Consider the following 26,323-nt stretch of genomic DNA (forward strand, 5'->3'; position numbering starts at 1 on the left):
GGTTTTTGGAGGGCTATTTGTCATGCACAAAATAGTATATCATAAGATTAATAGAAATTTTAAAGAAAAATATTGACATCCTATTAGCTGGTTTAGTTAAAGATTCGCTTTCCAAAATAATTAATATTATTACTGGGTATTTTAAAGTTATAACCATAACATTGGGTTACTAACTATAATGTAAATTAAAATATTTTGAAACATTTACTATAGGATAGATTTCATTAGCACTAAGTAACAAAAGGTTTAAGGGTGGAACTGTATTTTTGCGAGATAGTACGTCGTATGAGATAGTGTTGGGTGCCAGGTACCTAAAATATTTGAATAGTTTAGGTACCGGCACCGATTTTACTCATACAAAGTATCTTCAACAGAACCATCTTCCTCGTAAATTCTAAGAATTCCATTATGTTCATTTACATAAGGTTTGGCCTTGCTAAGCAAATCCGCTTTTGTTTCCTCAGCAAAGATAGCCCTTTTCCCATCCTCTTTAGTTAGGATCCAGTCTGTATCACGAGAAATCACTTCATATGTGATGCGATTTTCTTCTTCATCATTTACAGCCTTTCTTGCCTGAGAGGTTGCAATGGCAATAGCTCGTCCTTCATCATAATTGTCCCGTAATAAGGCATTAGCGATTTCGATGGCTTTCTCTCGTACATCTGGATTTAAATTTTTCATTGAATCTGGATAATCGTTGTGATTCCATGGCATAAGGTAGCCTCCTTTTTTACCCTATGTTTTCCCATTTTCAATGAGCTAAAACGTTTTGAATTGCAACAAAGTATTCTGCAGTCGAATTGAAAAATTGTTTGAAACATCCAATATAAATATTGTCCTGTATAATCGCAATACCTCTATAAATTAAGGCTAAAATTGAGTTCATAAAACGTAATGAAATATAAATACTATATTTCTAATCTTTTTAATTGAGAATAGTTATCACCTATTGTATGCTAGATAGTAACGACATATATAAATGGATGAGGAGAATAAATAATGCAAATATACTGGACTAAAATAAACAAGATTATTGAAGAAACGCCAGAGGTTAAAACGTATTTGCTTGATCGTCCGGAAGACTTTACATGGGAAGAAGGCTCGCATACCCACTTCGCACTGAAAGGTTTTAATGCCGGAGAGAAACCAAACCGCAGCCTGATTCGTCACATGTCGATTTCTACTTTACCGCACGAAAATTCAATCGGCATCACAACACGTATCAAAGAGCAGTGCTCCGAGTTCAAAGCTTTTTTAAGAAATCATCAAGTCGGGGATGAAGTTGCAATATTTAAAACTCATTCCAATGTGCCGCTTAGAAGAGAAGATAAAAATGTTTACCTGCTATCATCAGGTGTTGGCCTGGCAACTTTCAGACCGCTTGTACTTGATTATTTACAACGTGCGGACAACGTTAATCAGATTCATTCTTTGAACATCGATTCATCGAAGGATTTCTTATTCACTAATGTTTTTGAATCTGCACCTGAAAAGAAGTTTACATCACAGTTCGTCGATAACCGTAAAGAGTATTACGAGGAAGTGAAAAGACTTGCTGAAGACAAGAATGGTCTTTTCTATATTGTCGGTAGCGACGAATTCCTTGTGCAGAACATTGAAGTACTTCGTGAGCAGGGCATCAACCCAGAACAGATGATACTCGATAAGCATGAACAAAAAATGTCTGAGTTTTTATCAGTAGAAATGTCTATTTAAACGAGAAAAAATAGAATGACCCCGTTTTGATTAATCTTTTTCAAAACAGGGTCTTTTTGTTTAAAAATGAAAACAACATATAAGATAATTTGTTTACTGGAGGTAGCTTAAAATGTTTTTCAAAAGAAAACCGAAAATAAATGATAAAACAATCAAGGAACTCATTTGGAAACTGGAAACAATGTATACGGATAAAGAAATGGAACAATTGTCGAAAATGTTTCATCCAGACCAACGCGATATCTCCTTTTTAAATCACTTTTCCCTTATGATGAACTTTCAAATTTATAATATTACTTCTGAAATTCTCAAACTAGAGTTATTGGATATGAATGAGGAGGAAGCAAGTTTTACATATACGCGGAAACATATGTATACATGTATAAATGAAGAGGATGAAAAAGGGACAAACCCGAACAATATATCAAGCTATTATGTACAGCTTAAGGTAGAAGATAAAAAAATTTGGATTAGGAAGTATGCAAGATACAGTGAACTGTTTTTGGATCTTCAAGGAAAAATTCTCTCAGGTGAGAATGCGGTTGTGCCACCGGGGGCTGTGTACTTCGACAATATGAAGCGCTTTATTGATATTATTCAACTGCAGCATTTCAAACCAGCGACCTATCTTACATACACCGATAGTGAGTTCATTGGCTATTATCCGGAGGAGGAGCGATATACATATCGGACATCGGAAAAGCTTACATTTGATTATTTTCAAAAGTTGGAGGCTGACTCGATAGAAGAGCATACAAATGCGTATATGGAGGGAAACAATCTGGAATATAGTGATATCTTGTTGCAGGGAGAGAATTATTCCATCATTGAATCCAAATTCAAGGGCAGCTCTGGAGTGCAGCATGAACTGATTTTGAGCATGCTTGCCCCAGACGGGTTCTTTATGGTCCGTTTCTTGAAAAGTCGCAACGCTCCTATTGAGGAGGTATTGCGCCAATGTCTTATAGAACAGATGAAGAAAGCTACAACAAATCTTGATGTTTCCATTTAGTGGAGGACACAACTTTAATTGAATAGAAGTTTATGCTTAGAAGAGGGTTTGTGCAATGGAAAAAATAATACGAAGTGAATTAATCGGAGTATTTACATATAATGAGGACACTAAAACATTTGAAGCAAGTAAAGGGAAAATACATTGGCAATTAAATATAATAGATGAATTGGTTAATCAGAATGAGATGCTTAAAAGAGCAGAAGCACTTTTTTTAGTCTTAGAAGAATTTAATCGAAAGGCGAAAACAGCCATAGCAGAAAAGCTAATTAATCACAAAAATGATTTTTGGCCTGAGTATGACGAAGATGATGAAAATCTCAATTGGGATGCTGTAGATGCAGGGGAATATGATGTAACTAAAGAAGAATTTGCTGAAGCAATTTCTCTCTATGACATTGAAATTAGAGAAAAGGATATATACTGTGAATATAATGATGGAAATTTATTTGGTGGACACAGAATTCATGCCCATTTCGACAATGATTACAAGTTATTAAATACGGAAGTGTAATCTAAGTTTAAGTATTATCCTAAAGATTATGGAGAAATGAGCTAAAACTAACGAGCAACTTATGATAATTCGCAATATTGCGCTAAATTATGGATTAATAGGACAAGTACTGCAATAATAGGAGTATATTAAGTCGAGGGGAGTAGAAGTCTATGGGGCTTAAAAGTCTAATGCTGGGTCTATTATTTACTGTTTTATATGCTTCTGGAGCAATCGCAATGAAATTTGGACTTCATTCTGCTCCTCCATTAACACTCGCTACACTGCGTTTTATTATTGCTGGTTTGTTGCTATTAATCTATATCTATGTACTACAAAAAGGAAAATATGCAGTGCCGAATAAGAAGGAATTTGTTATTTTATTTTGGTTAGGTTTGTTAAATACTTCCTTGTTTTTAGGATTAGGATTAATCGCTCTTCAAACGGTTTCCTCTGGTATTTTTAATCTTTTCGTACCGGCAAATTCTTTGTTGTATGCTCTATTGGCCTTCTTATTTTTAGGGCAATCCATTGGGCGAAAGGAATGGGGTGGGATGGTAATATCATTTATCGGATTATTCATCGCTTCTTACCCATCATTAATAGGTAGTCATGCTACTATTGGGGGTATTTTATTATTAGCTTGTGCGATTATATCGATGGCGGTCGGTAGCCTTGTTTACAAAAAAACGAATTTACAATTACCATCCATTGTAGTTAACACATGGCAGGTAGTTTTTGGAGGTCTTATTTTAATTATCCCATCCCTTCTGTTAGAGGCTGGTGAACCAATCACGATGGATTATAAATTTATCGGTTATCTACTTTGGTCTATCTTTGCTCTATCTATTTTCAATTTAAGTCTTTGGTTTTACTTGCTAAAAAAAGATGCCATTGTGGCAAACAATTGGTTGCTTTTGAATCCTGTAGCTGGCTATCTATTGGCAGCAGTACTCTTAGGAGAACGTATCACGATACATGCAGTAGTCGGGACCATTTTTGTTTTGTTTGGTCTATATTTATCGGGAAATTTTCGCGTGAAATCTTCTAATACCGTCGTTGCACAAGTATCGAAAGTATAGGAGGTAAATTAGCTTTTAATATAGAAAGAGGGTACTATTTCTTAAATTATTCCAATGATAATCCCTCCGACTGGACAAACTATTAATCTATTATGGTAAAATATACTATATTAAGCTAAATAATTCTATGAACGGAGAATGAAGGAATGAAATCAATCAAAATGATCGCAGGATTTTTAACTTGTTTAATGCTCCTAGGTTTTTCATATGAAGAAGCTTTCGCCGAGTCTACCTGGACTTCTAAGTGTTCATCATTTGGGACAATAAAGCCAAACCAAAATCCTACTTTTCAGCATATGAACTGCTTACTGACGAATGCTGCTTTGGAAGCGAATATTCCTCCCGAAGTGGTAAAAGCGGTGGCTTCACGAGAAAACGGAGCGTGGAAACAATTTGACGAGAATGGTCAGCCAGTAATTTCTACAGATAATGGGATCGGTCTTATGCAAGTTACCAATCAATCAAACTATGATCAAGAAAGATTAAAAGACGACATCCACTATAATATTCAAGCAGGTGTCGAAATCCTTCGCAGTATGTATGAGCGTAAAGATCTGCCCAAAATAAAGGGAGCAGGACCAGAAGTAATCGAAAATTGGTACTTTCCAGTCATGGCTTATAACGGTATAAAGCCTGTTAATAGTCCTCTGTATCAGTCCAGTGGTATAAAGAATATAGATGCTTATCAAGAAAAGGTTTTTTCATTTATTGAAAAAGATAGTTACTTAAATGGTACAAAATTAGGTCAAATTCCTTTCCTTAGTGCTGACTTTCAATATGATCCTAACAGTATTGAAAATATAGTGTTTAAAATGAAGGAATACACAGTAAAAGAGCAGACGCATACCTCTGCCTATCGTTTTCAAAAAGGAGACAAGGTACAGATAACAGTGGACGCAGTAAATTTAAGGTCACAACCGAGTACTTCATCTGCTGCAAAAGCTGTAACTAAAAATACTGCTTTGACGATTGATGGAAATTTCCTGTATGACCAATCTCCGACTAGTAAAAATCAATTTGTTTGGTACCCGGTTAAAACGGCCGATCAAAAGGTAGCAGGTTATATTTCATCAGCTTACATTACGAAAAAGCTAGTTATACCTACAACTCCCGTAAAGGTTATGTGGGGGAAAACAGAACTAAAAATAGGGCAAATAGGGAAAGTAACAATTCTCACTAATACCAACTTAGTTAAAATAGAAAGCAACGGTTCTTTGACAACGGTTCGTCCATTGAAAAAAGGCGAAGAATATCGAGTTTATAGCTATAAGAGTAATAATGGCGGTTTATATGGTGTAGGTGGCGGAAGCTACGTTCAAAAGTCCACTAAAGTAAAATACGAAACACCATCTAAAAGGAAGTTAGCGTTACTTGCTCAATAAAAGTTGTCATAAAAAATAAAGGGTGATACATATTTAGTTATGTATCGCCCTTTATTTCTGCTCAGTTAGTAGAGTTTTATAATGGGATTACCAAAATAGAATCCCTTTTGTTTTTATCTCTCTGATGATAATCCCTTAATCTTCCTTCAAAAATCAATTGAAAATTCGCAGAATGTGGTAAATCGCTTGGTTCAACAAGCGAAAGATCTTTTTCAAAGCCAATGATCTTACTTTCCGTTAAGACAGATGCCACAAACTGAGAACAGAAGAAAGCATTCTTTCTTTTTATCGGCGTTTTAAACGGCACACCAAATAATCCTATAAAATTATAGCGATAATGTTCCTTTTGCGCAGCAATTTCTTGGATATATTGATGCATCTTTTGAAATTCATTATTCGGAATGGTTAAAGAATAGATGGCACAATTTGCTTGCTTAAATAAGATAGAATGGATATCTTCTCTAACGAACCCTCCCATAAAAGGATTTTTTGCTGTTTTTCTCCCGAAACTATATATCTCGAATAATTCAGCATCAAATGCGATTGAGGCGTGATTATAGGGTTTTTTCGTATAAGACTTGATCATTCTTGTTAAAATTGTTCCAGTGTCAGTTAAAAGGATATAAATCGTTTTTTCACTGAACATAATCCTCACCTTTATATTCTAAAAGATCTCTCGGCTGACATTCTAAAGCTTTGCAAATCGCCTCTAAAGTGGTTAACCGAATCGCTTTTGCCTTTCCATTTTTAAAATTAGAAAGGTTTGCCATTGTGATTCCAACCCTCTCCGAAAGTTCGGTCACACTCATTTTTCGTTTAGCAAGCATTACGTCAATATTTATTATAATGGCCATATTATTCACCTCAGCTCAGACTATTAAATCGTTTTCCTCTTTCAAATAGATAGCGTCCTTTAAAAGCTTGTGGAGAACAGCAGCAAAGACTGCAATTACTATGGAAGCAAAAATAGGAATCATCCCTGTTATTACAAGACCGGGGGCATCGTCTATCTCTGCCATAATGAAGACAAATGGTAGGGCTATCAGATACAAAAAACTTATAATGATAGCACAGTTTTTTATTTTCTTTAGAGCTGTCACAGATAATTCCGAGAAAGCTAGATTCTTGTCTATATAGGTTAAAAGGCTAAAGGTTTGATACAAAGCGAAGTAAAATGGAACTGCCGAAATGTACATAACCATTAAAATACTATAAACCACAAAAGCTAAATCGGAACCTCTTTCCATCGCCTCATATGCTTCATTTGCAATCTGAGGTAACACAAATAAACACAAAGCAAGTACGGGTATTCCCATCAAAATAACCGCCAACTTTAAAAAGAGTGTTGTTCCTCGTTTCATTAAAAACACCTCATATCATTATTATGAATTGATTTTAGCAAATTATTTATCGTATTACAATATATAATTATTAATTATCATTATTTTATTATTGAATTACAGGTGTGTAATTGTTGGTATATATGTAGGGTGTAATACTTCCAATTCATTTGAAGCTGAATATGTGAGGGAAGAAACTATATCATCGATTGTAGAAGCTCTTTATTTGTAGTGTTAGTATGAATCGAATTTAGGTTGCTTATCTGTAACTGTTTGGATAATATTGTATAAAGATGTATTTAATTTTTTTAAGAAAAACTAGTTGGACATTTGCATAAGTTACTAATAGAAAAGGCGAAAAAACGCGCCGAAATGACTGAATGTTCCGTTTTCTGGGGAGGGCGAGGAATAAAAGTGTTAGCTTTTTGAAGAAATTCTTTACTTGGAGGAGGGATGTCCGTGTGGAAGATTTTAAAGACCTTTTTTATTCTAGAGAAATCGAATAAAAAAAATATATTTGCTTGTATTGTTGTGGCAACATTTGTTTTTGGCTTGATTTTTTTTGTGAAAACGGAGGATTTAGGAAACTCCCTAAAAGAAAAATCTGGGGAATATCAATCAATTTCTGTAGCATTGAATAAATTTCAAAACGTAGATGCTAGTGATAAAGGAAATGGTAGCGACCTATATAAGAATATAGTGCTCCAGCAACAATATATTTCTAAGCAAAAAATGGCGGTTAGAATGGGGCTTTCGGAAGTGTATGTGGAGACAGCGATTGATGTTGTGGATCTAAGATTGAAAGCATTTGATATGGAAGGATATGATAAGGTAGCGAACAATCTACCTTCGAAAACAGAGATTCAATTGGAGAGTGCATTCTTTCAATACATAAAGAAAGCAGGAATGCCACTATCAGTGGATTCCTTATCCTTCTTTCCGTTTCTCGCATATCTATTCGGTATGCTTGGATCTATTTGGTTTGTTTTTATGAGTATTTATTCATGTGGAATCATGATAGAAGATTTTCGGCATACGTCTTTGATTAAGGGGTATCCAATAACGTTTGATAAGTATGTTATCGCTAAATGTATCTCATCCATGCTTCTAGTAGGAGTGTTTATTTTGGAGTTAATTGTTTGTAGCCTACCATTAATTTATTTTAAGGAATTAGGCAACCCGTTATATCCTATAGCTATCTTTAATGGAACGTTTGACGTTTATCCAATATACAAATACATAGGTGTAGCTATACTCTATATGATTAGCATTTCCATTTTTACTATATTACTTTCTATTATTTTGAATGTTTTATTGAAGAATATGTATTTGACGTTGTTTATGGAATTGTTATTATTTATTTTCCCTTTGTTATTTCCTAGCATGATGAATTTTATACCTTTTAATCCGTTTAACTATTTGAACTTTTCTAGTGTATTGAATGGACAGACACTCGATTTGGCCAACCCGATCGCTTTAAATAGCACATACGGACTTATGTATATCTGGATTAGTATTGTCGTAATGATAGTTGCTGTAAAGTCATTTTTAACTACTGGAAAACTTCAAAAGGTGTAGGAGGAGTGAGAGAGTGCGAGCATATTTCAAGATAGAATTCTTACAATTTATGAGCAATAAAAAGAACATCGCCATTTATGTTATTTTACTTTTCTTCTCCTGCTATTATGCGCTGAAAACAGCTCCAGAATACGATCCTATTGAAAAAGTAGATGAGTATGAGATAGAAGCACGATATTTAACTAGGGAAGAGTTCTTGAATAATGTAGTGATCAATAATTGGACACACCCTTTAACGGTATTTGCAGCTACTATATATCCCCAATGGAATGAATATGATAAAAAAAGATTGGATGCAATTCGACAGCATAATATGAAAGAGTATGCGGAGTCCACATCCAAATGGTATTCGTATGCCGATGAAATGACTTTAAAAAATGGATATCTGTACTACAATCCAAGGTATTACACGTATGAGAACACCTACGCAACGTGGGACGGTCACTATGCGTATTTATATTCTGCCAGTCGTTACGAAGGTTACACAGAAGGGGAGTCAGATTTATCTATAAATGTTTTCGAGGAAAGGACTGCGTTGCAAACATTGCAACGTCTATTACATTCTTACCTCCCTTTAATTCTTATTGTTAGTTGTATGTTCTTCACTGTGGATGTGGTGCTAAAGGATCGGCGCAATACAACATTATTACAAGGGTTACCACTTTCTGATTGGCGAAAGTTATTAGTTAAAGGAGGAGTTTCTTTGCTAGGAAGCCTCCTAGCAATCATTCCGCTTTCTGTAGGATTATTCATAATAGGAGCTCGAAATGGTCTCGGTGATTTTGAATTACCTGTTCCGATTTATTTGGCTAGCGAAAAACTATTTTCAAATATAACGATAGGCCAATACGTTATGCAAAATTTGCTATTCATTGTTTTCTGGTTTTTATTTTTTATTTCCTTGATTCTCCTAGTAAGTATAGTGATCAAAAATGAGTTTGCTAATCTATTGGTGGGAAGTGTGTTTGTTATTGCTGAGTTTATGTACTATGCTCGCGGAATAGGTGCTATTCGAGATGTTCATTGGTATCCTACAAGTTATATACAAACTGGACAAATTATTGCTGGATACCGGAACTTTCTTTATAGTACCGATGCACTTACATTTGGAACTGGACTGTTCGTGATTGGGCTATGTGTATGCGTTTTTTTGTTCATCATGTTCTTGATCAGTCGTCGTAGAAAGTTTAGGTTATTTTAGTTTATAAGAGTGGAGGGAAGACATGATTGAGTTAAAAAATATTGGGGTTCAGTTTTCGGGAAGAGATATTTTAAAAGATGTTTCTGTAATGTTTCATCCTGGAGAAATAATTGGGTTGGTAGCTCCTAACGGGACAGGGAAGTCAACACTTATGAATGTCATCATGAATTATATTAACCCAAATAACGGAAAAGTAATTCTTAACAATACATTGGAGTATACGAATAAAAAGAATGAAGTAAAAATCCATCAACTAGTATCCATGATGCCTGATCAAAGTGATTTATACAATCAGATTTCTGGAAAAGAGCATTTAAAAATCTATTCCTCCATGTGGAGTAGTAATACAAAATTGATAGACTATACAATAAAAGAGTTAGGAATGACATCTTATATTAATAAGCCGACAGGAACATATTCTTTAGGGATGCGCCAAAGACTGTGTTTTGCGATGCAAATTGTATCAGATACCCAAGTCATGTTAATGGACGAGGTCATGAACGGACTGGACCCCACCCATGTCGAACTTATTTCACAAATATTAGTTAAAAAGAAGTCTGAAGGAAAGACGATTATTGTGGCTTCTCATTTATTAGAAAACCTAGAAAAGTATGCAGATCGTATTTTCTTTATGAAAAATGGAGAGTTAATACTTATCAACGAACTATCCCCAGGGTTTGAACAGAGAGAAATCACTACCGTTCGAGTAATCGGAATGCTAAATAACATAAAAGAAAATTTTACAAAAGTGTTTCCAGAAACAAATGTTAAAGTATTACCAAACGACATTACTTTAATAGATGTACGTGGCTATGATTCCAGGGAATTAGGACATATTGTAGAATTTCTGAAAGAAAACCAACTGATAGAGTTTAGTGTTGGGAAAGTCACACTGAATGATTTGTATTCTATGTATTATCAAGAAGTATAAGAACAGATGGGGCACGAAGTTATCAACAACTACACGATTTTAGATAACTTCGGTGCTTGGGATCTATTTATACTTCTAAATACTCCTTGTTTATATTTATTTGAGAAATGTGTCAACCATCCATTCGTAAAACTTTTCTTTCTCTTCAAATTGTGGATAATGAGCTGATTGGTCAAAAGAAATAAATTCCTTTTGATCCGCTTCAATCTTATCAAAATAGTTTTTCGCTGCACGAGATGAAGTCATATAATCATACTTCCCCATGACGAAATAGAAAGGCATTTCAAGCTTTGTTACGATAGTTGGCAGTGGATTTTCCAATATATCCTTGAGCAACTTTTGTTGAGTATAGGACATTCCATAATTATAACGAATGACATCTAATAAATTATACTCACTGCTCAGTAAAACACTTATATTATCTCCAGGATTCTCAATCAGTCTTGTAGCTCCACCATATTTCATCACATAATTTCTTGGGGTAACCATTTCACCGTTTCTGATTTGCTCGGTTAATCCTTGCAAATATAAAACATCCTCCGTATTACCATTCTGTTTAGCCTGATCAATCACATAGTTCAACCCATCCATCTCACTTTCAATGGTATCGCTCATCTGCCCAATCCCAATATATGCTTCATATTTTTCGGGGGCTAAATCGGCAGCCTGCATTCCAATATATGTACCAGCAGAATGGGCCATCAAGATAACCTTTTCTTTTCCAAGGCGCTTTGATATGTAGTCGGTCATAGCCAACAAGTCTTCCACTAATAAATCGGTTGATAGATTCGAATAGTCCTCACCGAAATGATAGGATTTACCACTTGCTCTTTGGTCGTAATGAACGACCGTAAAATTTGTTTCTAATAAGTCTTGATATGTATCGACATATGGTATTTCAGGGGTTCCGGGCCCTCCGTGCACAACAAGAATGACGGGATTATCCTTGTCATTACCACGTATCATAATTTCGTGTTTACTTCCATTTATCTTTACTTGTTCTAATTCACTAATGCTGTTCTCTCCTTTAATCTGCTGCGTCCATGTGGGAGAAAAAAGTGCTATTACTAGCGATATTATCATGATTAACCCGAAATATTTCCAAATTTTTTTGGTCATTTTCATATGGTTTCTCCCTCCTTTCACTAGAATTATTCCTTCATAAATAAATATAGCATTTGAACAAAGAAGTTTTGTAAGCCTCCGGGACGAGATTGGCTACATCTTAAGCATGAACTTATTTATATTTTTATTAACAATAAACAACAAAAATTTATTGTAATTCAATAAATGATGTGTTAAATTCAAATGGACAATAAATAAGTGAGGTGTCTTTTTTGAAACGAGGATCAACATTATTTTTGAAGTTAGCGCTAATTGTGATGGGAATTCCCGTGCTTGCTTTGTGTATCTTTGTAGTGCCGGAGATAGCTGATTTTGTAACTGAATTGTATCCAGATTACGCGTATTTGGAATATCTCGTTTATCTAGATTTGTATGTAGCAGCAATACCTTTTTACTTTGCTCTGTATCAAGCTTATAAACTTTTAAGTTATATTGACCAGAATGAAGCCTTCTCGGAATTATCTGTAACAGCTTTAAAGAAGATAAAATACAGTGCAAATACAATTAGTATTTTGTTTGTATTAGGAATGCCTATTTTCTATATGATTGCAGAGATGGACGATGCTCCTGGTATTATTCTAATTGGACTGGTCCTTATTTTTGCTACTCTCGTGATTGCAGTCTTTGCGGCAGTTCTGCAAAAGCTATTAAAAAATGCCATAGATATAAAATCTGAAAATGATTTAACGGTCTGAGGTGAGGATATGGCGATTATTATAAATATTGATGTAATGTTAGCAAAACGAAAAATGAGTGTTACGGAGCTTTCTGAGCGGGTGGGAATTACGATGGCTAACCTTTCCATTTTAAAAAACGGAAAAGCAAAAGCAGTACGTCTTTCCACTTTAGAAGCGATATGTAAAGCCTTAGATTGTCAGCCAGGTGATATTTTAGAGTACAAAAGTGACGAAGAATAAAACACAAAAAGGACTATACATTAGGTCCTTTTTCTTTTCTTTAAATGAAATTGTCAATCCTAACTGGTTATAAGCTTAATAGACCCAAACCAATAGAAATTGGTCTGGGTCTATTTATTGTTTGACTGATTTTACTGCATCTGTTTATTTTCTGTTCAATGGTTTGTACTCGGTATTTTTATGCTTCTAAAGGATTTTTTGGTCCGTTAAGCTCTAATTGATAAAAAGCTAAGTCAAGCCATCTCTCGAATTTAAAACCTGCCTTTTCAATGGTACCTGAGTGAACAAAGCCTAAGTTTTTATGAAGGGCAATACTTTTTTCATTCGCTGCATCAATTCCAGCAATTAAAGTCTTGTACTCTCTTTCTTTGGCAATTAAGATTATCTCTTTTAATAAAGAAGATCCGATACCCATTTTTCTGTATTCTTTATTTACATAAACGGAATGTTCAATTGAGTATTTATAAGCTGGCCATGGTCTAAAGGGACCGAATGTTGCAAACCCAGCGACTTTATTATCTACCTCGAATACTAAAATTGGGTAGCCTTCATTCCTCTTTTGTTCATACCATGCTTGTCTATTTTCAAGTGTTTGGGGTTCATATGAGTAAACTGCTGTAGTATGGACAATAGCGTCATTATAGATTTCTAAAATGTCCATTAAATCTTTTGGAGTTGCTTCCCTTATCATATTTTTCTTCCTCCTACGAAATGTTTTCTCTATTTATTTTAGTGCTCTTTATCCAAAACGTAAAATTGAACTTTTTAACCGCTTGCTACCAAGCATAATTCACTCAGAACATGCAGCTACAAACAATTAGAAATTTGAATATTGCAATTTTATTTCAGAATTGATAGAATATATTTCAAATGAATACCTTTGCGTTGAAAAGGAAGAGTAAGTAAGTGGATGTTTCAAAGAGAGCCTCTGATGGTGGGAAAGAGGCAAATGAACCTTACCGAATATGACCTTTGAGCTTCGTACCGAATGAACAGTAGGCTACGACGAGAACGGCACTCGTTATAACAGCAGCAGTATGAACACGTACTGAGTAAGGCAGATAGTGTGAGCTATTTGCAAATTTAGGTGGTAACACGAGTATACTCGTCCTAATCGTTTTTACGATTAGGGCTTTTTTTATTTTAAAGGAGGTTTTATAATTGTCAATTTTTATCGGTGGGGCTTGGCCATATGCAAATGGATCGCTGCATTTAGGACATATTGCAGCACTTTTACCAGGGGACATTTTAGCGAGATACTTTCGCCAAAAAGGAGAGGAGGTATTATACGTATCAGGTAGTGATTGTAACGGTACACCAATTTCGATTCGTGCCAATCAAGAACGTACAACCGTAAAAGCAATTGCAGATCATTATCATCATGAATTTGTGGATTCATTCCAAAAGCTTGGCTTTAGCTATGATTTATATACAAGAACAGATGATGAGCATCACCACAAGTCCGTACAAAGAATCTTTTTAACCTTGCTTAAAAACGGATTTTTATACAAAAAGAAAATTGAACAAGCATACTGCGCAGTAGACGGGCAATTTTTACCCGATCGATTTGTTGAAGGAATATGTCCAAATTGTGGTGCTAAAGCAAGGGGGGATCAATGTGACAACTGCTCAACCATTTTAGATCCACTCGACTTGCTCGAAAAAAGATGTAAAATTTGCGGGAATGAACCAGAAATCCGGGAAACAGAGCATTTCTATTTTTCATTTAGTAAGTTTCAAAAGGAATTAGAGCGCTATGTCGCAAATGCTGAGACTGAGAAACGTTGGAGAGATAATGCTATTGCTCTTACGAAACGCTATTTAGCGGAAGGGCTTCCGGATCGTGCAGTGACAAGAGACCTGCCAAATGGGATTGATGTGCCAGTACCAGGATTTGAAGGGAAAAAGATTTACGTTTGGATTGAAGCAGTAGCAGGATATTATACAGCAAGCCTTGAATGGGGAAAACAGCATAATATAGGCGTGTCCAAATGGTGGAATGCTGATACGACCTCCTATTATATTCACGGAAAAGATAATATTCCATTCCATACGGTAATTTGGCCAGCCATTTTATTGGGACTTGGAAATCTAGGAACTCCAACGAATATTATATCCAATGAGTATCTAACGCTTGAAAAACGAAAACTATCTACGAGTCAAAACTGGGCAGTTTGGGTGCCGGACATTTTGCAGGAATACCATCCCGATTCACTTCGCTATTTTTTAACGACCAACGCTCCAGAAAATCGTGATACAGACTTCTCTTGGCGCGAATTTATATATAGCCATAATAGTGAGTTGCTTGGTGCTTTCGCTAATTTTGTGAACCGCAACTTAAAGTTTATCGAAAAATCATTTGATTCAAAAGTGCCTCAAGTAGAGGTGGATGTGACTATACAACATGACATATCTTCTTTATATCCATCCGTGGGCCGGTTAATTGAAGAGGGACATTTCAAAAAAGCAATAGAAACTATTTTTGAAGCAGTTCGTGCTGCAAATCGTTATTTTGATGAAAGACAACCATGGAATACAGTGAACGATAACAAATTACATTGCGAAGAGACACTAGCCACTTGTGCTTACATCATTCAAAATTTAGCTCAACTATTACAGCCTTTTCTACCTTTTGGATGTCAAGAGATCGGACAAATGTTAAATATTACTCTAAACAAATGGAACGTTATTGAAGTCTTACCCTTGCAAATCACATCAATCAAGCCATTATATGAACGCATTGATGTAAAACAAATTGAACTAGAACTAGAAAAACTAAAAGCAAATGCAACTAGTATATAACTCCTGTGATAAATAGGGATACAATTTTAAAAGGAACGTGTCATAAAGACAAGTTCCTTTGAGATTTTAATCTTTCTACCTGTGAATAGTTATTTGCTGTTATTCTTTATATTAGACAATCTGATGAAATTTTCATCACGTTCTGTTATTTTTCTTTGTATTTCCTCATTCCCTGCATATGTGAATAGGCCATTCCCGGTTTTTGTCCCAAGATTTCCACTTTGGACTTTCTGCTCAACAAATGGTGGGATTTTTTCTTCTTTGGATAATACAGGTGCAAGGTTTTCTACTACGCTCTTCCAAATATCAAGACCACCAAAATCTGCAGTTTCTAATGGTCCAATGAATGCCCATCTGAATCCAGGACCTGCAGTAACAGCTAAATCGATATCCTCTGCGTCAGCAATGCCATTGTCTAATAGATAGAAAGCTTCACGAACTAATGCCGCTTGTAGACGGTTGGCAATCAAACCAGGAATATCTTTTTTCAAGACAACTGGTTTCTTACCAATGTTTTTCAAAACCTCTACTGTACGATCGATAATATCTTGTGATGTTCCAGGGCTTTTCACGACTTCTACAAGTGGAACTAAATGTGCCGGATTGAAGAAGTGAGTAATGATTAAACGGTCTGTCTTTTGGACACCTTCGGATAGTTGCTGAATGGAAAACGTAGATGTATTGGATGCAATAATCGTATCTTCTTCGATGATTTCCTCTAACTGCTTAAATAAGTCAAATTTAATCGTTAAATTTTCAGATACGGCTTCTGTTATAAATCGTGCTCCACTAACCGCTTCTTTTAAATCAGTAGAAATAGAAATTCGTTCTAATATACTTTCTTTCTCGGATGCTGTTATGGCATTCTCTTGGATTAGCATGTCCAAGTTATGTGAAATTCGTGTTAATGCTTTTTCTAGGAACTCGTCTTTTATATCATACATAAATACATCATAGCCTGCTTGTGCATAAAGCTGCACAATTCCATGTCCCATAGTACCTGCGCCTAAAACTGTAACTTTCTCTACCATTTTAAACTCCCCCTTATCTAATATTATAGCTTATCTCCTGAGTTCGGTATGAAGAAATATTCAGTTATATACCCGTCATTGGGTATGAAATTAGTAGGCATATGAGTTAGATTTGACGATCTATCGAAGCACAAGAAATAATTCTTAATTTAATGTACGTCACGTTCAATCCAAAATAGTTAGTGGTGTATACTAGCTATGAATGATAAAAGATTAGGAGGAATCAGCTTTGATAGATTTTAAGACTACTGATTTATGTGACGACCACTCAGATTCATTAAAAATTTGTGATATTGATTTCCGTTCTTTCGGGAAAGTAACACGTTTTTCTGGGAAAATAGAAACTGTAAACGTTTTTGGGGATAATGTGCTGGTCGTAGAAGCACTTGAAAATGTAGAAGAAGGCTCTGTCATTGTTGTAGACGGTCATGGTTCTAAGCGATGTGCACTCCTAGGCGATCGTCTAGCGGGCATCGCAGAGTCAAGAAAGTTAGCAGGCATAATTATTAATGGTTATGTGAGAGACTCAGCGGAGCTTGCTAATATCAATGTGGGCATTCTGGCGTTAGGAACATATCCTCTAAAGAGTAAAAAAACTGGCAATGGCGAACGTAATGGTACACTTTACTTTGGTGGTATTGAATGGAAGCCAGGAGAGTATGTGTATGCAGATGAGGACGGAGTTATTGTTTCTAAACAGGCTCTATTATAGTTTATAGAAAGTAACAGGTACAATGACTAATAAAAAGCGTTCCCATTTTTCATAAAGGGCACGCTTTTTATTAGTCACATTTGAGAGGCTTTCCGCATATCAGAAAGAAACTTTGGAAAGAGATGTTCTGGTCAAGGAGTTTCTGTCTGCTTACAACAGGCGGTGCTCCAATAGATCCCATCAAGAGCATCAACCGATGATGCTGTGATTATCGAGGGCTTGAACATGAAAGGAATGTCTCAAACCCTTCACTTTGGAAAAAGCGTTCACGACAATGGTTGGGTTATTTTCACTACTTTCTTGGCATACAAGCAAAAGAACAAGGGAAACAACTGGTGAAAATTGATAAGTGGTTCTCTTCCACTAAGAAATGTTCTTGTAGCTAATCGTTTACAATTTGGTCTTCAATTTTCTCTCGAATTTGCATATATATATTGGTTTGTCATGATCAAGAAGTTTGCTCAATAGATTCGCCACTTTTCTGTTTAGCTATTATTCTTATAAAATTATGTATCAAGAAAGAAATAATATCTATGTATTTTTATAGAACATATGTGTGGTATACTCTCACTATAATAGATGGCGCAAGGGGGATTTACAAATGACTGATCGATGTACGTGGGCAGCAACAAAAGAGCCTTTATATGTGGAGTATCACGATTATGAATGGGGAGTGCCTGTATTTAACGATAGGCAGTTATTTGAAATGCTCTGTCTAGAAGGGGCACAGGCGGGACTTAGTTGGTGGACGATTATACAAAAGCGAGAAAATTATCGACAAGCGTTTGATCATTTTGATGCAGAAAAAATTGCGTGTTACACAGAAGAAAAGTTGCAATCATTAAGAGAGGATACTGGGATTGTGCGGAATAAGCTAAAAATTCAAAGTGTCGTAACTAATGCTAAAGCATTTTTGAGAATCCAGAAGGAATATGGTTCATTTTCAAATTATATATGGAGCTTTGTCGATAACAAACCAATTGTGAACCATTGGAGGACAGCAAAAGAAGTGCCGGTTTCAAGTGAAATAAGTGATTATATGAGCATACGATTGAAGAAAGATGGTTTTAAATTTGTGGGGGGAACGATTTGTTATTCGTATATGCAGGCGGTAGGAATGGTAAATGACCATACGTTGGAATGTTTTTGCCACCCCTCTAATATTAGCGTCCAAAAGTAAAAAAAGTGCCAGAAACTATCTCAAGTTCCTGGCACACATATTTAATCTCGATTTCCAAAAAATATTTTTAATAATGGAGGGGTAACAAGTGTTGTAACAATAACTACAATAATCATCGCTGTATAGTATTCCGTAGGTAATAGACCGCTCTCCAGCCCCATGGCAGCTAATATTAAAGCGACTTCTCCTCTTGAAATCATTCCTGCCCCGATACCCATAGATGATCTTGAGTTGAAACCAGATAAACGAGCTCCAGCTCCTGAACCAATAAACTTGGAAAGAATTGCAATCACAGAGAAAACAATTATTAATCCAACTTGGTTACCAATTCCTTCAAATGATACAGCTAAACCAATGCTGACAAAGAAGAATGGTACGAAAATCCCATACGCAATGGGTTCGACCTTATGCTCAATTTCTTCTTTAAACTTCGTTTGTGCAATGGCAATCCCTGCAAAAAATGTTCCAATAATCCCTGCAATTCCAAGATACTCTGCAAAGTAAGCAAAGCTAAAGCAAATAATTAATCCTGCACTTAATGTTGCTTCCGTAACTTTTAGTTTAGAGAATACTTGAATAAATTTAGGAATGAACCATTTAGAAGCTAATATAATGAGGATAAAGAATAAGATTTTTTTGCCTATTAATAATGCAATGCTAACATCAGAACCTACAAAGAAGCTCATAGCAATCGCGATTAAAATAACAACAATGATATCATCTAAAACTGCTGCACCTAATAGAGTAGAACCTTCTTTACTATTAAGCCAACCCAATTCTCTTAGTGTTTGAACAGAAATGCTGACAGAAGTTGCCGATAGCAGTAGACCGATAAAAATAGATTCTTCTATCGATAGTCCGTAATATTGGGAAGCTGCATATCCACCAATGATTGGAAATATTATTCCTCCGATAGCAACGAATACGGATGCTTTTAAATTACGGTTTAAATCCTTTAAATTCGTTTCTAGTCCTGCTAAAAACATTAAAAGAAGTACTCCTATTTGACTGAAGATAGAAACTATCTCTGTATCCTGTACCCATCCTAATAATGCAGGACCTAATATAATCCCTACTATAATCTTACCTAAAACAGATGGTTGTCCTAGTCGAATACTTAACTGACCAGCTAATTTTGTTGCAAGTAAAATAATAACTATTTGCAAAATAAACACAAGTTTCCTCCCATTAAACAGTTTTCTGAACAAAAAAAATACATGAAGGGGCCTTTGTGACAGGCTCCTCCATGTATCATATTTATCATTCAGTTATGAAACTATTATAACGGTTCTTGCATGTAAGAACCAACCCAATTATTAGGGAATTTCTTTTACAAGGCGATAGTTAAAATGCCCAATCACCACTACGGAAAATAGGAACTACCGTGCCATCTTGCTTTATACCATCGATGTCCATCTTGTCAGAGCCAATCATAAAATCAACGTGAACAATAGAAGTATTCATGCCGTTTTTTAATAATTCTTCCTGGCTCATCTTTGTCCCACCTTGAATCGTCGTCGGATAAGCAGACCCGATTGCTAAGTGATTAGATGCATTTTCATCGAATAGCGTATTAAAGAAAGTCACGCCTGATTGAGAAATTGGAGAAGGGTCTGGAACAAGCGCTACTTCACCTAGTCCTGTGCCGCCTTCATTGTCAAAAACTAGTTTTTTAATTGTTTGATTTCCTTTTTCAGCAGATATATCTACAATTTTGCCATCTTTGAAATGCACTTCGATACCTTCAATTAGCGTACCAGCATAGCTTAGTGGTTTAGTGCTGCGTACGACACCTTCCATACGGTGTGTATCGGGAGCGGTAAAGATTTCCTCTGTAGGCATATTGGCAATAAATTCTTCTCCTTTAGGATTATAACTTTCTGCACATGCCCAAATATGGTTTTTTGGTAAACCTAATGTTAAGTCTGTACCTGGTGCTGTATAGTGTAATGCATCGAATTGACTTTCATTTAATATAGCCGCTTTTTCATTTAATATTTTCTTATGTTCATCCCATGCTACGATTGGATCCTCTGCATAAACCCGGCATGTTTTGAAAATTTGGTTCCACAAAGCATCAACTTGTTCTTCCGAGGTTGCTAAGTCAGGGAATACTTGTGCAGCCCAACCCGCTCCGGCAGCTGCGGCAACAGTCCATTTCAAATCATCATTTTGAGTTGCTATGCGTTGTGCTTGGAATGCTTTTCCCGCTATATTTTGGTAGGCAGCAATTTTAGCAGGATCCACTTCGTTTAGCAGTCCTGGATCACTGGATACAATAGAAAGACGACTTACACGACGATTTAACACATGATCCTCAGATTCTTGGATTTCATAATCTGGGATGTCGGTCAATACTTCTGTAGGTTGATGTAAATAATGTAGTTTGCTAATTTCATCATCAGACCATTTAATAATGACCTTTTCCGCACCTAAATCATAAGCCTCTTTTGTGATTAATCGTGCTAATGGTGCCTGGTCAACTGTAATGGTCATTTTTACCCAATCACCGGATTGAACATTGATACCTTTTGCCACTAATAGTTTTGCATACTTTTGTAAATTCTCTTCGAAATTAGCTAACATCTTTTTTCCTCCAATAATTTGTCTTCATTCATAATTTTAGCATGCTTAAACGCAAACCACCCAATATAAATGCTCCTTTATTTTCCTCTTTGTTGCAAAGAAATTCATCGATAGGCTATGATGGAAAGAGAAAGCTATTATGAAATTGGAGGGCTATATATGTATCGTAAAGTAGAGGATTTTGTAGAAGATTGGACAGCTTCAGCAGCAGGAACGTCAAAGGTATTTCAAGCAATTACAAACGACAAACTAGATCAAGCAATAGTGGAAGGACATAGCACACTTGGTTGGCTTGCTTGGCACTTGGTAGGTGCAGCAGGAGCATTTGGTCATTTTGCAGGTCTACAAGTCCCGGGACCGGGACAAAATGAGCCAGTACCAACAGATGTTTCAGAAATCGTGCAAGCTTATGAGAAAGCAGCTGAAGCATTTAAAACGGAGGCAGCTAAACTAACGGATGAAATGTTATCAGAGGAAGTGAATGGTTTCGTTGGACCGACAGCGCGCGGAAAACTTTTACGCGGCTTAATAGACCATCAAACTCATCACCGTGGTCAAATGACTGTATTACTACGTCAAGCTGGTTTAACAGTTCCGGGTGTTATGGGGCCAACAAAAGAAATGCAATAATAATGATTATTTCCTTTGATAGTTGAAATAGTCGAAAACTGTATGTTAAAATCGAGTTCACTATATGGAAATGGAGGTTTTCCTTTTGACAGCATCAATGAGACTAAGAATCCAATTTTTGAATCGTTAATTGAATACGTTCAGATGCTCTGCTTAAATGCAGAGTAAATGGGATTGGTCTGTCTATTTTAGGAAACCTTTATTTTATGATTAAAAAAGAGGGGGACGAGTCTGCCCTCTTTTTTGCTGTCTTTAAACATAAATATGTAGTAGCTACTTTCCATTAAAAAAGAGACCTATACCATTTACTTTTAAGTAAAACTATTTAAATAGAAAAGGTCGTGAATAAGATGAATTCGACATATGAAAACTGGAAAAGGAATATTATCATCTTTTTAAGTAGCCAAACTATCTCACTCTTTGGCTCTTCTTTAGTGCAATATGCGATTATGTGGCATATTACGCTTACTACACAGTCTGGTATGATGATGACGTTGTTCATCCTTTGTGGTTTTATCCCCACTTTTATATTATCGCCAGTAGCAGGCGTATGGGCTGACCGCTACAATCGTAAGCTCCTCATCATAGTTTCGGATGGTTTGATCGCGACAGCAACCCTTGTACTCGCAATTGTTTTTTTGATGGGGTACGATGCCATTTGGTTACTATTTGCTATGGCTGCAATTCGGGCAGTTGGAACGGGTATTCAAACCCCTGCGGTTGGAGCTATTTTGCCCCAAATTGTTCCGGAAGACAAACTGACAAAAGTAAATGGAGTAAATGGAAGTATCCAAGCAATCATTATGTTTGTCTCCCCGATGGTCAGTGCGGCATTACTTACGATGGCTTCACTTGAAATGATTTTCTTCATCGATGTCATTACAGCAGCAATGGCGATTATTACGTTATTGGCATTCTTAAAAATTGCGGTGCATGAAAAGGCATCTGAAAAACAAACAACGAGTTATTTCAGCGACTTTAAGGAAGGGCTAGTCTATATTAATCAGCATGCTTTTTTGAAGAAGTTCTTTCTATTTTTCGCTTTTTTCTTTGTTTTGATGGCACCAGCAGCGTTTTTAACTCCGCTCCAAGTAGCGCGTAGCTTTGGGGATGATGTATGGCGCTTAACAGCAATTGAATTAGCTTTTTCGATTGGAATGATGGTCGGAGGAGGTATTATTGCTTCCTGGGGAGGCTTTAATAACAGAGTACACACGATGACATTTGCGAGTATATTAATGGGTATTTGTACATTCGCACTTGGAATTATTCCTATGTTTTGGATTTACTTAGCCTTCATGGGTATATTCGGAGTTGCCATGCCAATATTCAATACACCAACGATGGTTTTAGTCCAAGAGAAAGTGGAAAGTAATTATCTTGGCCGGGTATTCGGCGTGTTTGGGATGATTTCTACTTCCATGATGCCAATCGGAATGCTCATTTTTGGTCCGATCTCGGATGTCGTAAAGATCGAATGGTTACTCGTAGGAACTGGGATACTAATCTTAATAGTCGGTGTTTTCTTGGGACGAAGTAAAGTGTTGCTAGAAGCGGGTAAGCCGGCAGTGAAGGAAATTTCCGAGTAGAATTATACATTATAAAGACCGCTTGATGCAATAGCATTAAGCGGTCTTTATAAGTGTATTTATTTTTTTGCTGTGTATTTTTTTATGGCAGGTAAAATTTCTGACCCGATCAGTTCTATATTTTTTAATAATTTATCAAAAGGAATACCACCAAAATCCATTTGGGCGATATAACGTTGATGACCAAATAGCTCATGCTGATAGAGTATTTTTTCAATGATCTGCTGTGGACTTCCTATATTCATGACGTCATGTGGATTTGCCCCTTGTACAAAGTGCTGCTCCGGGTAACCCCGACCATTAATTAGTTGCATTCCTTGATTCACATAGGGATATGTCTCACTTTGCGCTTGTTGTGTTGTTTCAGCGGCATAGAAAAATCCGGCTGTTGCTACTGGAAGTGTCGCTGGATCAAAACCACTACGCTTTGCGGCTTCTCGGTAAGCATCAATTGATATTTTAAAACTAGTAGCAGGTCCACCTAATGTGGCAAGCATCATTGGAACTCCAGCATTACCGGCTTTAATTGCACTTGCTGGTGGACCACCAACCGCACGCCATATAGGAAGTGAGCCGTTTAGTGGGCGGGGGATAACTTGTGCATTATTTAAAGGAGCACGGAACTCTCCGCTCCAATTGACCATTTCTTCTTCGTTAATCTTACATAATAACGCAAACTTTTCTTCAAACAATTCTTCATAATTTCGCACGTCATAGCCTAGTAACTCAAAAAGCCCAATGCGTGATGCACGACCAGCGATAATTTCTGCACGTCCTTTAGATATCAAATCTATTGTCGCAAAATCTTCATAGACACGAACAGGATCGGATGTACTAACAATTGTAGAAGAGCTCGCAATTTTTATCTTGCTAGTCGCTTGCGCTATTGCAGCTAATACGACAGAGTGTGCTTGCGTTGTAAAATATTCCTGATGACTTTCTCCTACACTAAAAAAGTCGAGACCTGCTTGTTCTGCAAGCTTGGCCAACTCAATAATTTCATGAATCCGTTGATCAGCAGAAATACGCTTCCCGGTAAGTGGGCTAGGGATGTGATCTCCTAGTGTATAAAGCCCGAATTCTAGACCTTTACTCTCATCTATACGATATTTCTCCATACTTCTATCCCTACCTTTCATTAAGGTTAGTATAATTCTAAAGTATTTAAAACTTAAGTACGCACTTATAAGTGGTATAGTATACAAAAAGATACTATAGGAGTGAAAGTAGATGGAAATGCAACCGGAATTATGTCGCGTGGAAGACGCGCTAGGAATAATAGTAGGGAAATGGAAACCAATTATATTATTAATTTTATTACAAGCTGGTACGCAAAGATTTAGCGAACTGAAACGAAGAGTACCGGGAATAACACAGAAAATGTTAACAAAACAATTGCGCGAATTAGAAGAAGAGGACATTATTGAGCGTAATGTATATCCACAAGTACCTCCAAAAGTTGAATATTCTATTACAGATTACGGAAGAGGCTTAGAACCCATTTTAGTAGCCATGCATGAATGGGGAGCTGCGCATGCCCTTCACAAAATGAAAAAAATGTAGTTGCCAGTCGTCCAAGCTATTCAAAAATAGTGTGGGTGACTGGCACTATTTTATAACCAGGCCTTCTTTAAAAGTTCTACACCACGCGAAATTTCTTCACAAGAAAGATTACTAAAGCCTAGTTTGATCATTGGTTCATCTGCATATTTATTAATGAAGTAGAGTGAAGTGGGATACACTTTTACTCCGGATATGGCAGCGCGCTTGATTAGCTCTTCTTCTGAGTATTTCAAATGTACTTTTACTAACACGTATAAACCAGATTGCTCACCAATAATAGATAAATGCTGCTCGAAATGTTCATTTAATGCTGATACTATATGTTGTATTTTTCGTTTATACACAAGACGCATGCGCTTAATATGGCGGTTCCATTCTCCTTCTTCCATAAATTTTGCCATCGTGAGCTGGCTCAGTAAGGAAGAGGTACTCTCAAAATGAAGAAACTGCTCTTTATAACGGCTTAAAAGTGACTGTGGTAACACCATATAGCTTAAGCGGATTCCTGGAAGAAAGGACTTGGAGAAGTTCCCTAAATAAATGACTCTTGAGGAATCAATAGAAGCGAGAGCAGGAAATGGTTGCTGTGTATAGCGAAACTCACTGTCATAATCATCTTCGATAATATACCCATCCCTCTTGTTAGCCCATTGGATAAGCATTTGCCGTTGTTGAATGGACATGCTCACACCTATAGGACTGTGATGGGAGGGAGTTACATAAATAACTTGGGATTTCATCTGTTCCAATCGTGAAAAATCAGCTCCAGTTTCATACACGGGTAAAGCTTCAAGCGTTAGACGATGAAAATGAAGAGCTTCTCTGGCACCATCATAGCCAGGGTCCTCTACGATAATGCTTGAGAAATCATCCTTTAGTATATGCCCAAGTTGGACAAGCATTTGTTGAGTACTGCTACCGATAATGATGGCGTTAGCATCTGTTTTAACCCCACGAGATTGGAGCAAGTATAGAGCCATTTGCTCACGTAAGCATACTTCGCCAAAGGGGTCACCGTATAGAAAGCTTTCTTGAAAGGTTAGTACTTGATTGGAGATTCTTCTCCAAACTTTTAAGGGGAAGTGCGCTTGGTCTACAGCACCTGCTCGAAAGTCAATATGGACTGATGTCGCAAGCTCTATCTGCTTTTTATTAGGAGAGATGAATGTTTTTGTTAATGGAATCAGCTCTATTTCATTGACGAAATAACCTCTTCTTCCTTCTCCGCGAACATAGCCTTCCGCTGCAAGAAGATCATAACCTGTTAATGTCGTATTACGACTTACATGAAGGGATTCGGCAAGCTGTCTGATAGAGGGGAGTTGCTCGTCAGGTTGTATGTCACCTCGCTCAATAAGCAGTTTAAGCTGTTCGTAGATTTGTTTGTATTTAGGAGAGTCATCGTTCAAAGCGAAAATGATATTCCTCATAAAGATCTCCTTTGACATGTTTG

27 protein-coding genes, 2 pseudogenes and 1 other annotated feature are annotated in these 26,323 nt (G+C 36.4%); of the genes and pseudogenes, 18 read left to right on the forward strand and 11 right to left on the reverse strand.

Annotation, left to right across the window (positions count from 1 at the left end; all coding sequences use genetic code 11):
* Positions 1 to 348 precede the first annotated feature (348 nt).
* Positions 349 to 714, reverse strand: coding sequence for a DUF2188 domain-containing protein (locus FG382_RS12285; RefSeq protein ID WP_142539185.1), 366 nt, complete (start codon positions 712 to 714; stop codon positions 349 to 351).
* A gap of 285 nt (positions 715 to 999) precedes the next feature.
* On the opposite strand from FG382_RS12285, the gene FG382_RS12290 reads away from it, so the two are divergent.
* The 5 genes from FG382_RS12290 (at position 1,000) to FG382_RS12310 (ending at position 5,685) form a co-directional block, all read left to right on the forward strand.
* Entirely contained in the window at positions 1,000 to 1,716 is a 717-nt protein-coding gene (locus FG382_RS12290; RefSeq protein WP_142539186.1) for an FAD-dependent oxidoreductase, read from the forward strand.
* Positions 1,717 to 1,828: 112 nt separating this feature from the next.
* Positions 1,829 to 2,728 carry a hypothetical protein gene (locus FG382_RS12295; protein ID WP_142539187.1) on the forward strand — a complete coding sequence of 300 codons (900 nt, stop codon included), beginning with the start codon at positions 1,829 to 1,831 and terminating at the stop codon, positions 2,726 to 2,728.
* Positions 2,729 to 2,783: 55 nt separating this feature from the next.
* Entirely contained in the window at positions 2,784 to 3,242 is a 459-nt protein-coding gene (locus FG382_RS12300; RefSeq protein ID WP_142539188.1) for a DUF2262 domain-containing protein, read from the forward strand.
* A gap of 152 nt (positions 3,243 to 3,394) precedes the next feature.
* Positions 3,395 to 4,303 (forward strand): DMT family transporter, encoded by a 909-nt coding sequence (locus FG382_RS12305; RefSeq protein ID WP_142539189.1) that lies wholly within the window; start codon positions 3,395 to 3,397, stop codon positions 4,301 to 4,303.
* Positions 4,304 to 4,449: 146 nt separating this feature from the next.
* A complete protein-coding gene (locus FG382_RS12310) occupies positions 4,450 to 5,685 on the forward strand; it encodes a transglycosylase SLT domain-containing protein (RefSeq protein ID WP_142539190.1) in 1,236 nt (411 codons plus the stop codon).
* 76 nt (positions 5,686 to 5,761) lie between these two features.
* Here FG382_RS12310 and FG382_RS12315 read toward each other — a convergent pair whose 3' ends face one another.
* Genes FG382_RS12315 through FG382_RS12325 form a run of 3 tightly spaced genes read right to left on the reverse strand, consistent with a single transcriptional unit; the run spans position 5,762 to position 7,046 of the window.
* Complete coding sequence (locus FG382_RS12315) at positions 5,762 to 6,331, reverse strand: hypothetical protein (RefSeq protein WP_142539191.1); 570 nt, start codon at positions 6,329 to 6,331, stop codon at positions 5,762 to 5,764.
* A complete protein-coding gene (locus FG382_RS12320) occupies positions 6,321 to 6,539 on the reverse strand; it encodes a helix-turn-helix domain-containing protein (protein WP_142539192.1) in 219 nt (72 codons plus the stop codon). Before FG382_RS12320 ends, FG382_RS12315 begins: the two co-directional genes overlap by 11 nt.
* Positions 6,540 to 6,554: 15 nt before the next feature.
* Entirely contained in the window at positions 6,555 to 7,046 is a 492-nt protein-coding gene (locus FG382_RS12325) for a DUF2975 domain-containing protein (RefSeq protein ID WP_142539193.1), read from the reverse strand.
* A gap of 438 nt (positions 7,047 to 7,484) precedes the next feature.
* Between FG382_RS12325 and FG382_RS12330 the strand changes: the two genes are divergently transcribed.
* The 3 genes from FG382_RS12330 to FG382_RS12340 are packed head-to-tail and all read left to right on the forward strand — an operon-like array spanning position 7,485 to position 10,735.
* On the forward strand, positions 7,485 to 8,603 hold the full coding sequence (locus FG382_RS12330; RefSeq protein ID WP_142539194.1) for an ABC transporter: 1,119 nt from the start codon (positions 7,485 to 7,487) through the stop codon (positions 8,601 to 8,603).
* Between the two features lie 13 nt (positions 8,604 to 8,616).
* Positions 8,617 to 9,804: an ABC transporter permease gene (locus FG382_RS12335; protein ID WP_142539195.1), complete on the forward strand. Its 1,188-nt coding sequence runs from the start codon at positions 8,617 to 8,619 to the stop codon at positions 9,802 to 9,804.
* 22 nt (positions 9,805 to 9,826) lie between these two features.
* On the forward strand, positions 9,827 to 10,735 hold the full coding sequence (locus tag FG382_RS12340; RefSeq protein ID WP_142539196.1) for an ABC transporter ATP-binding protein: 909 nt from the start codon (positions 9,827 to 9,829) through the stop codon (positions 10,733 to 10,735).
* 96 nt (positions 10,736 to 10,831) lie between these two features.
* On the opposite strand, the gene FG382_RS12345 is transcribed toward FG382_RS12340, so the two are convergent.
* Entirely contained in the window at positions 10,832 to 11,860 is a 1,029-nt protein-coding gene (locus FG382_RS12345; protein ID WP_142539197.1) for an alpha/beta fold hydrolase, read from the reverse strand.
* Positions 11,861 to 12,072: 212 nt separating this feature from the next.
* On the opposite strand from FG382_RS12345, the gene FG382_RS12350 reads away from it, so the two are divergent.
* Positions 12,073 to 12,555 carry a DUF2975 domain-containing protein gene (locus FG382_RS12350; RefSeq protein ID WP_142539198.1) on the forward strand — a complete coding sequence of 161 codons (483 nt, stop codon included), beginning with the start codon at positions 12,073 to 12,075 and terminating at the stop codon, positions 12,553 to 12,555.
* 9 nt (positions 12,556 to 12,564) lie between these two features.
* Entirely contained in the window at positions 12,565 to 12,777 is a 213-nt protein-coding gene (locus FG382_RS12355) for a helix-turn-helix domain-containing protein (RefSeq protein ID WP_142539199.1), read from the forward strand.
* A 178-nt stretch (positions 12,778 to 12,955) separates the two neighbouring features.
* On the opposite strand, the gene FG382_RS12360 is transcribed toward FG382_RS12355, so the two are convergent.
* Positions 12,956 to 13,468: a GNAT family N-acetyltransferase gene (locus FG382_RS12360; protein WP_142539200.1), complete on the reverse strand. Its 513-nt coding sequence runs from the start codon at positions 13,466 to 13,468 to the stop codon at positions 12,956 to 12,958.
* Between the two features lie 185 nt (positions 13,469 to 13,653).
* Positions 13,654 to 13,893, forward strand: a binding site (T-box leader).
* Positions 13,894 to 13,938: 45 nt separating this feature from the next.
* On the opposite strand from FG382_RS12360, the gene metG reads away from it, so the two are divergent.
* Complete coding sequence (gene metG / locus FG382_RS12365; protein WP_142539201.1) at positions 13,939 to 15,579, forward strand: methionine--tRNA ligase; 1,641 nt, start codon at positions 13,939 to 13,941, stop codon at positions 15,577 to 15,579.
* 89 nt (positions 15,580 to 15,668) lie between these two features.
* Here metG and FG382_RS12370 read toward each other — a convergent pair whose 3' ends face one another.
* Entirely contained in the window at positions 15,669 to 16,610 is a 942-nt protein-coding gene (locus tag FG382_RS12370; RefSeq protein ID WP_142539202.1) for a 3-hydroxyacyl-CoA dehydrogenase family protein, read from the reverse strand.
* 232 nt (positions 16,611 to 16,842) lie between these two features.
* Here FG382_RS12370 and rraA point away from each other — a divergent pair, with 232 nt between their 5' ends.
* From rraA to FG382_RS12390, 4 genes and pseudogenes are all read left to right on the forward strand, one after another.
* Positions 16,843 to 17,322, forward strand: a complete 480-nt coding sequence (gene rraA / locus FG382_RS12375) for a ribonuclease E activity regulator RraA (RefSeq protein ID WP_142539466.1) — start codon at positions 16,843 to 16,845, stop codon at positions 17,320 to 17,322.
* A gap of 98 nt (positions 17,323 to 17,420) precedes the next feature.
* Positions 17,421 to 17,522 (forward strand): annotated as a pseudogene (locus FG382_RS12380) (transposase); the annotation flags it as partial.
* A pseudogene (locus FG382_RS23230) lies at positions 17,509 to 17,702 on the forward strand (zinc ribbon domain-containing protein); the annotation flags it as partial. The pseudogenes FG382_RS12380 and FG382_RS23230, both read left to right, overlap by 14 nt.
* 221 nt (positions 17,703 to 17,923) lie before the next feature.
* Positions 17,924 to 18,502, forward strand: a complete 579-nt coding sequence (locus tag FG382_RS12390; protein ID WP_142539203.1) for a DNA-3-methyladenine glycosylase I — start codon at positions 17,924 to 17,926, stop codon at positions 18,500 to 18,502.
* Positions 18,503 to 18,543: 41 nt separating this feature from the next.
* Here the strand turns inward: FG382_RS12390 and FG382_RS12395 are convergent, their stop codons facing one another.
* Together FG382_RS12395 and FG382_RS12400 are read right to left on the reverse strand one after the other, a co-directional pair.
* Complete coding sequence (locus tag FG382_RS12395) at positions 18,544 to 19,677, reverse strand: cation:proton antiporter (protein ID WP_142539204.1); 1,134 nt, start codon at positions 19,675 to 19,677, stop codon at positions 18,544 to 18,546.
* A gap of 169 nt (positions 19,678 to 19,846) precedes the next feature.
* Positions 19,847 to 21,088 (reverse strand): aminopeptidase, encoded by a 1,242-nt coding sequence (locus FG382_RS12400; RefSeq protein ID WP_142539205.1) that lies wholly within the window; start codon positions 21,086 to 21,088, stop codon positions 19,847 to 19,849.
* A 159-nt stretch (positions 21,089 to 21,247) separates the two neighbouring features.
* On the opposite strand from FG382_RS12400, the gene FG382_RS12405 reads away from it, so the two are divergent.
* Together FG382_RS12405 and FG382_RS12410 are read left to right on the forward strand one after the other, a co-directional pair.
* Positions 21,248 to 21,718 carry a DinB family protein gene (locus FG382_RS12405; RefSeq protein ID WP_142539206.1) on the forward strand — a complete coding sequence of 157 codons (471 nt, stop codon included), beginning with the start codon at positions 21,248 to 21,250 and terminating at the stop codon, positions 21,716 to 21,718.
* A 350-nt stretch (positions 21,719 to 22,068) separates the two neighbouring features.
* The gene (locus FG382_RS12410; protein WP_142539207.1) at positions 22,069 to 23,307 is read left to right on the forward strand and encodes an MFS transporter; all 1,239 of its coding nucleotides are present in this window, start codon (positions 22,069 to 22,071) and stop codon (positions 23,305 to 23,307) included.
* A gap of 59 nt (positions 23,308 to 23,366) precedes the next feature.
* On the opposite strand, the gene FG382_RS12415 is transcribed toward FG382_RS12410, so the two are convergent.
* Positions 23,367 to 24,425, reverse strand: a complete 1,059-nt coding sequence (locus FG382_RS12415) for an LLM class flavin-dependent oxidoreductase (protein WP_142539208.1) — start codon at positions 24,423 to 24,425, stop codon at positions 23,367 to 23,369.
* A 112-nt stretch (positions 24,426 to 24,537) separates the two neighbouring features.
* On the opposite strand from FG382_RS12415, the gene FG382_RS12420 reads away from it, so the two are divergent.
* Positions 24,538 to 24,870 (forward strand): winged helix-turn-helix transcriptional regulator, encoded by a 333-nt coding sequence (locus FG382_RS12420; RefSeq protein ID WP_142539209.1) that lies wholly within the window; start codon positions 24,538 to 24,540, stop codon positions 24,868 to 24,870.
* Positions 24,871 to 24,920: 50 nt separating this feature from the next.
* Here FG382_RS12420 and pdxR read toward each other — a convergent pair whose 3' ends face one another.
* On the reverse strand, positions 24,921 to 26,300 hold the full coding sequence (gene pdxR, locus FG382_RS12425; RefSeq protein WP_142539210.1) for a MocR-like pyridoxine biosynthesis transcription factor PdxR: 1,380 nt from the start codon (positions 26,298 to 26,300) through the stop codon (positions 24,921 to 24,923).
* Between the last annotated feature and the right edge of the window lie 23 nt (positions 26,301 to 26,323).

This window comes from Psychrobacillus lasiicapitis (assembly GCF_006861795.1).
GTDB lineage: Bacteria > Bacillota > Bacilli > Bacillales_A > Planococcaceae > Psychrobacillus > Psychrobacillus lasiicapitis.

Coding starts and splice junctions, on each gene's coding strand:
- FG382_RS12285 (WP_142539185.1), bottom strand. CDS start 714: ATGCCATGGAATCACAACGATTATCCAGATTCAATGAAAAATTTAAAT.
- FG382_RS12290 (WP_142539186.1), top strand. CDS start 1,000: ATGCAAATATACTGGACTAAAATAAACAAGATTATTGAAGAAACGCCA.
- FG382_RS12295 (WP_142539187.1), top strand. CDS start 1,829: ATGTTTTTCAAAAGAAAACCGAAAATAAATGATAAAACAATCAAGGAA.
- FG382_RS12300 (WP_142539188.1), top strand. CDS start 2,784: ATGGAAAAAATAATACGAAGTGAATTAATCGGAGTATTTACATATAAT.
- FG382_RS12305 (WP_142539189.1), top strand. CDS start 3,395: ATGGGGCTTAAAAGTCTAATGCTGGGTCTATTATTTACTGTTTTATAT.
- FG382_RS12310 (WP_142539190.1), top strand. CDS start 4,450: ATGAAATCAATCAAAATGATCGCAGGATTTTTAACTTGTTTAATGCTC.
- FG382_RS12315 (WP_142539191.1), bottom strand. CDS start 6,331: ATGTTCAGTGAAAAAACGATTTATATCCTTTTAACTGACACTGGAACA.
- FG382_RS12320 (WP_142539192.1), bottom strand. CDS start 6,539: ATGGCCATTATAATAAATATTGACGTAATGCTTGCTAAACGAAAAATG.
- FG382_RS12325 (WP_142539193.1), bottom strand. CDS start 7,046: ATGAAACGAGGAACAACACTCTTTTTAAAGTTGGCGGTTATTTTGATG.
- FG382_RS12340 (WP_142539196.1), top strand. CDS start 9,827: ATGATTGAGTTAAAAAATATTGGGGTTCAGTTTTCGGGAAGAGATATT.
- FG382_RS12345 (WP_142539197.1), bottom strand. CDS start 11,860: ATGAAAATGACCAAAAAAATTTGGAAATATTTCGGGTTAATCATGATA.
- FG382_RS12355 (WP_142539199.1), top strand. CDS start 12,565: ATGGCGATTATTATAAATATTGATGTAATGTTAGCAAAACGAAAAATG.
- FG382_RS12360 (WP_142539200.1), bottom strand. CDS start 13,468: ATGATAAGGGAAGCAACTCCAAAAGATTTAATGGACATTTTAGAAATC.
- FG382_RS12370 (WP_142539202.1), bottom strand. CDS start 16,610: ATGGTAGAGAAAGTTACAGTTTTAGGCGCAGGTACTATGGGACATGGA.
- FG382_RS12390 (WP_142539203.1), top strand. CDS start 17,924: ATGACTGATCGATGTACGTGGGCAGCAACAAAAGAGCCTTTATATGTG.
- FG382_RS12400 (WP_142539205.1), bottom strand. CDS start 21,088: ATGTTAGCTAATTTCGAAGAGAATTTACAAAAGTATGCAAAACTATTA.
- FG382_RS12405 (WP_142539206.1), top strand. CDS start 21,248: ATGTATCGTAAAGTAGAGGATTTTGTAGAAGATTGGACAGCTTCAGCA.
- FG382_RS12410 (WP_142539207.1), top strand. CDS start 22,069: ATGAATTCGACATATGAAAACTGGAAAAGGAATATTATCATCTTTTTA.
- FG382_RS12415 (WP_142539208.1), bottom strand. CDS start 24,425: ATGGAGAAATATCGTATAGATGAGAGTAAAGGTCTAGAATTCGGGCTT.
- FG382_RS12420 (WP_142539209.1), top strand. CDS start 24,538: ATGGAAATGCAACCGGAATTATGTCGCGTGGAAGACGCGCTAGGAATA.
- pdxR (WP_142539210.1), bottom strand. CDS start 26,300: ATGAGGAATATCATTTTCGCTTTGAACGATGACTCTCCTAAATACAAA.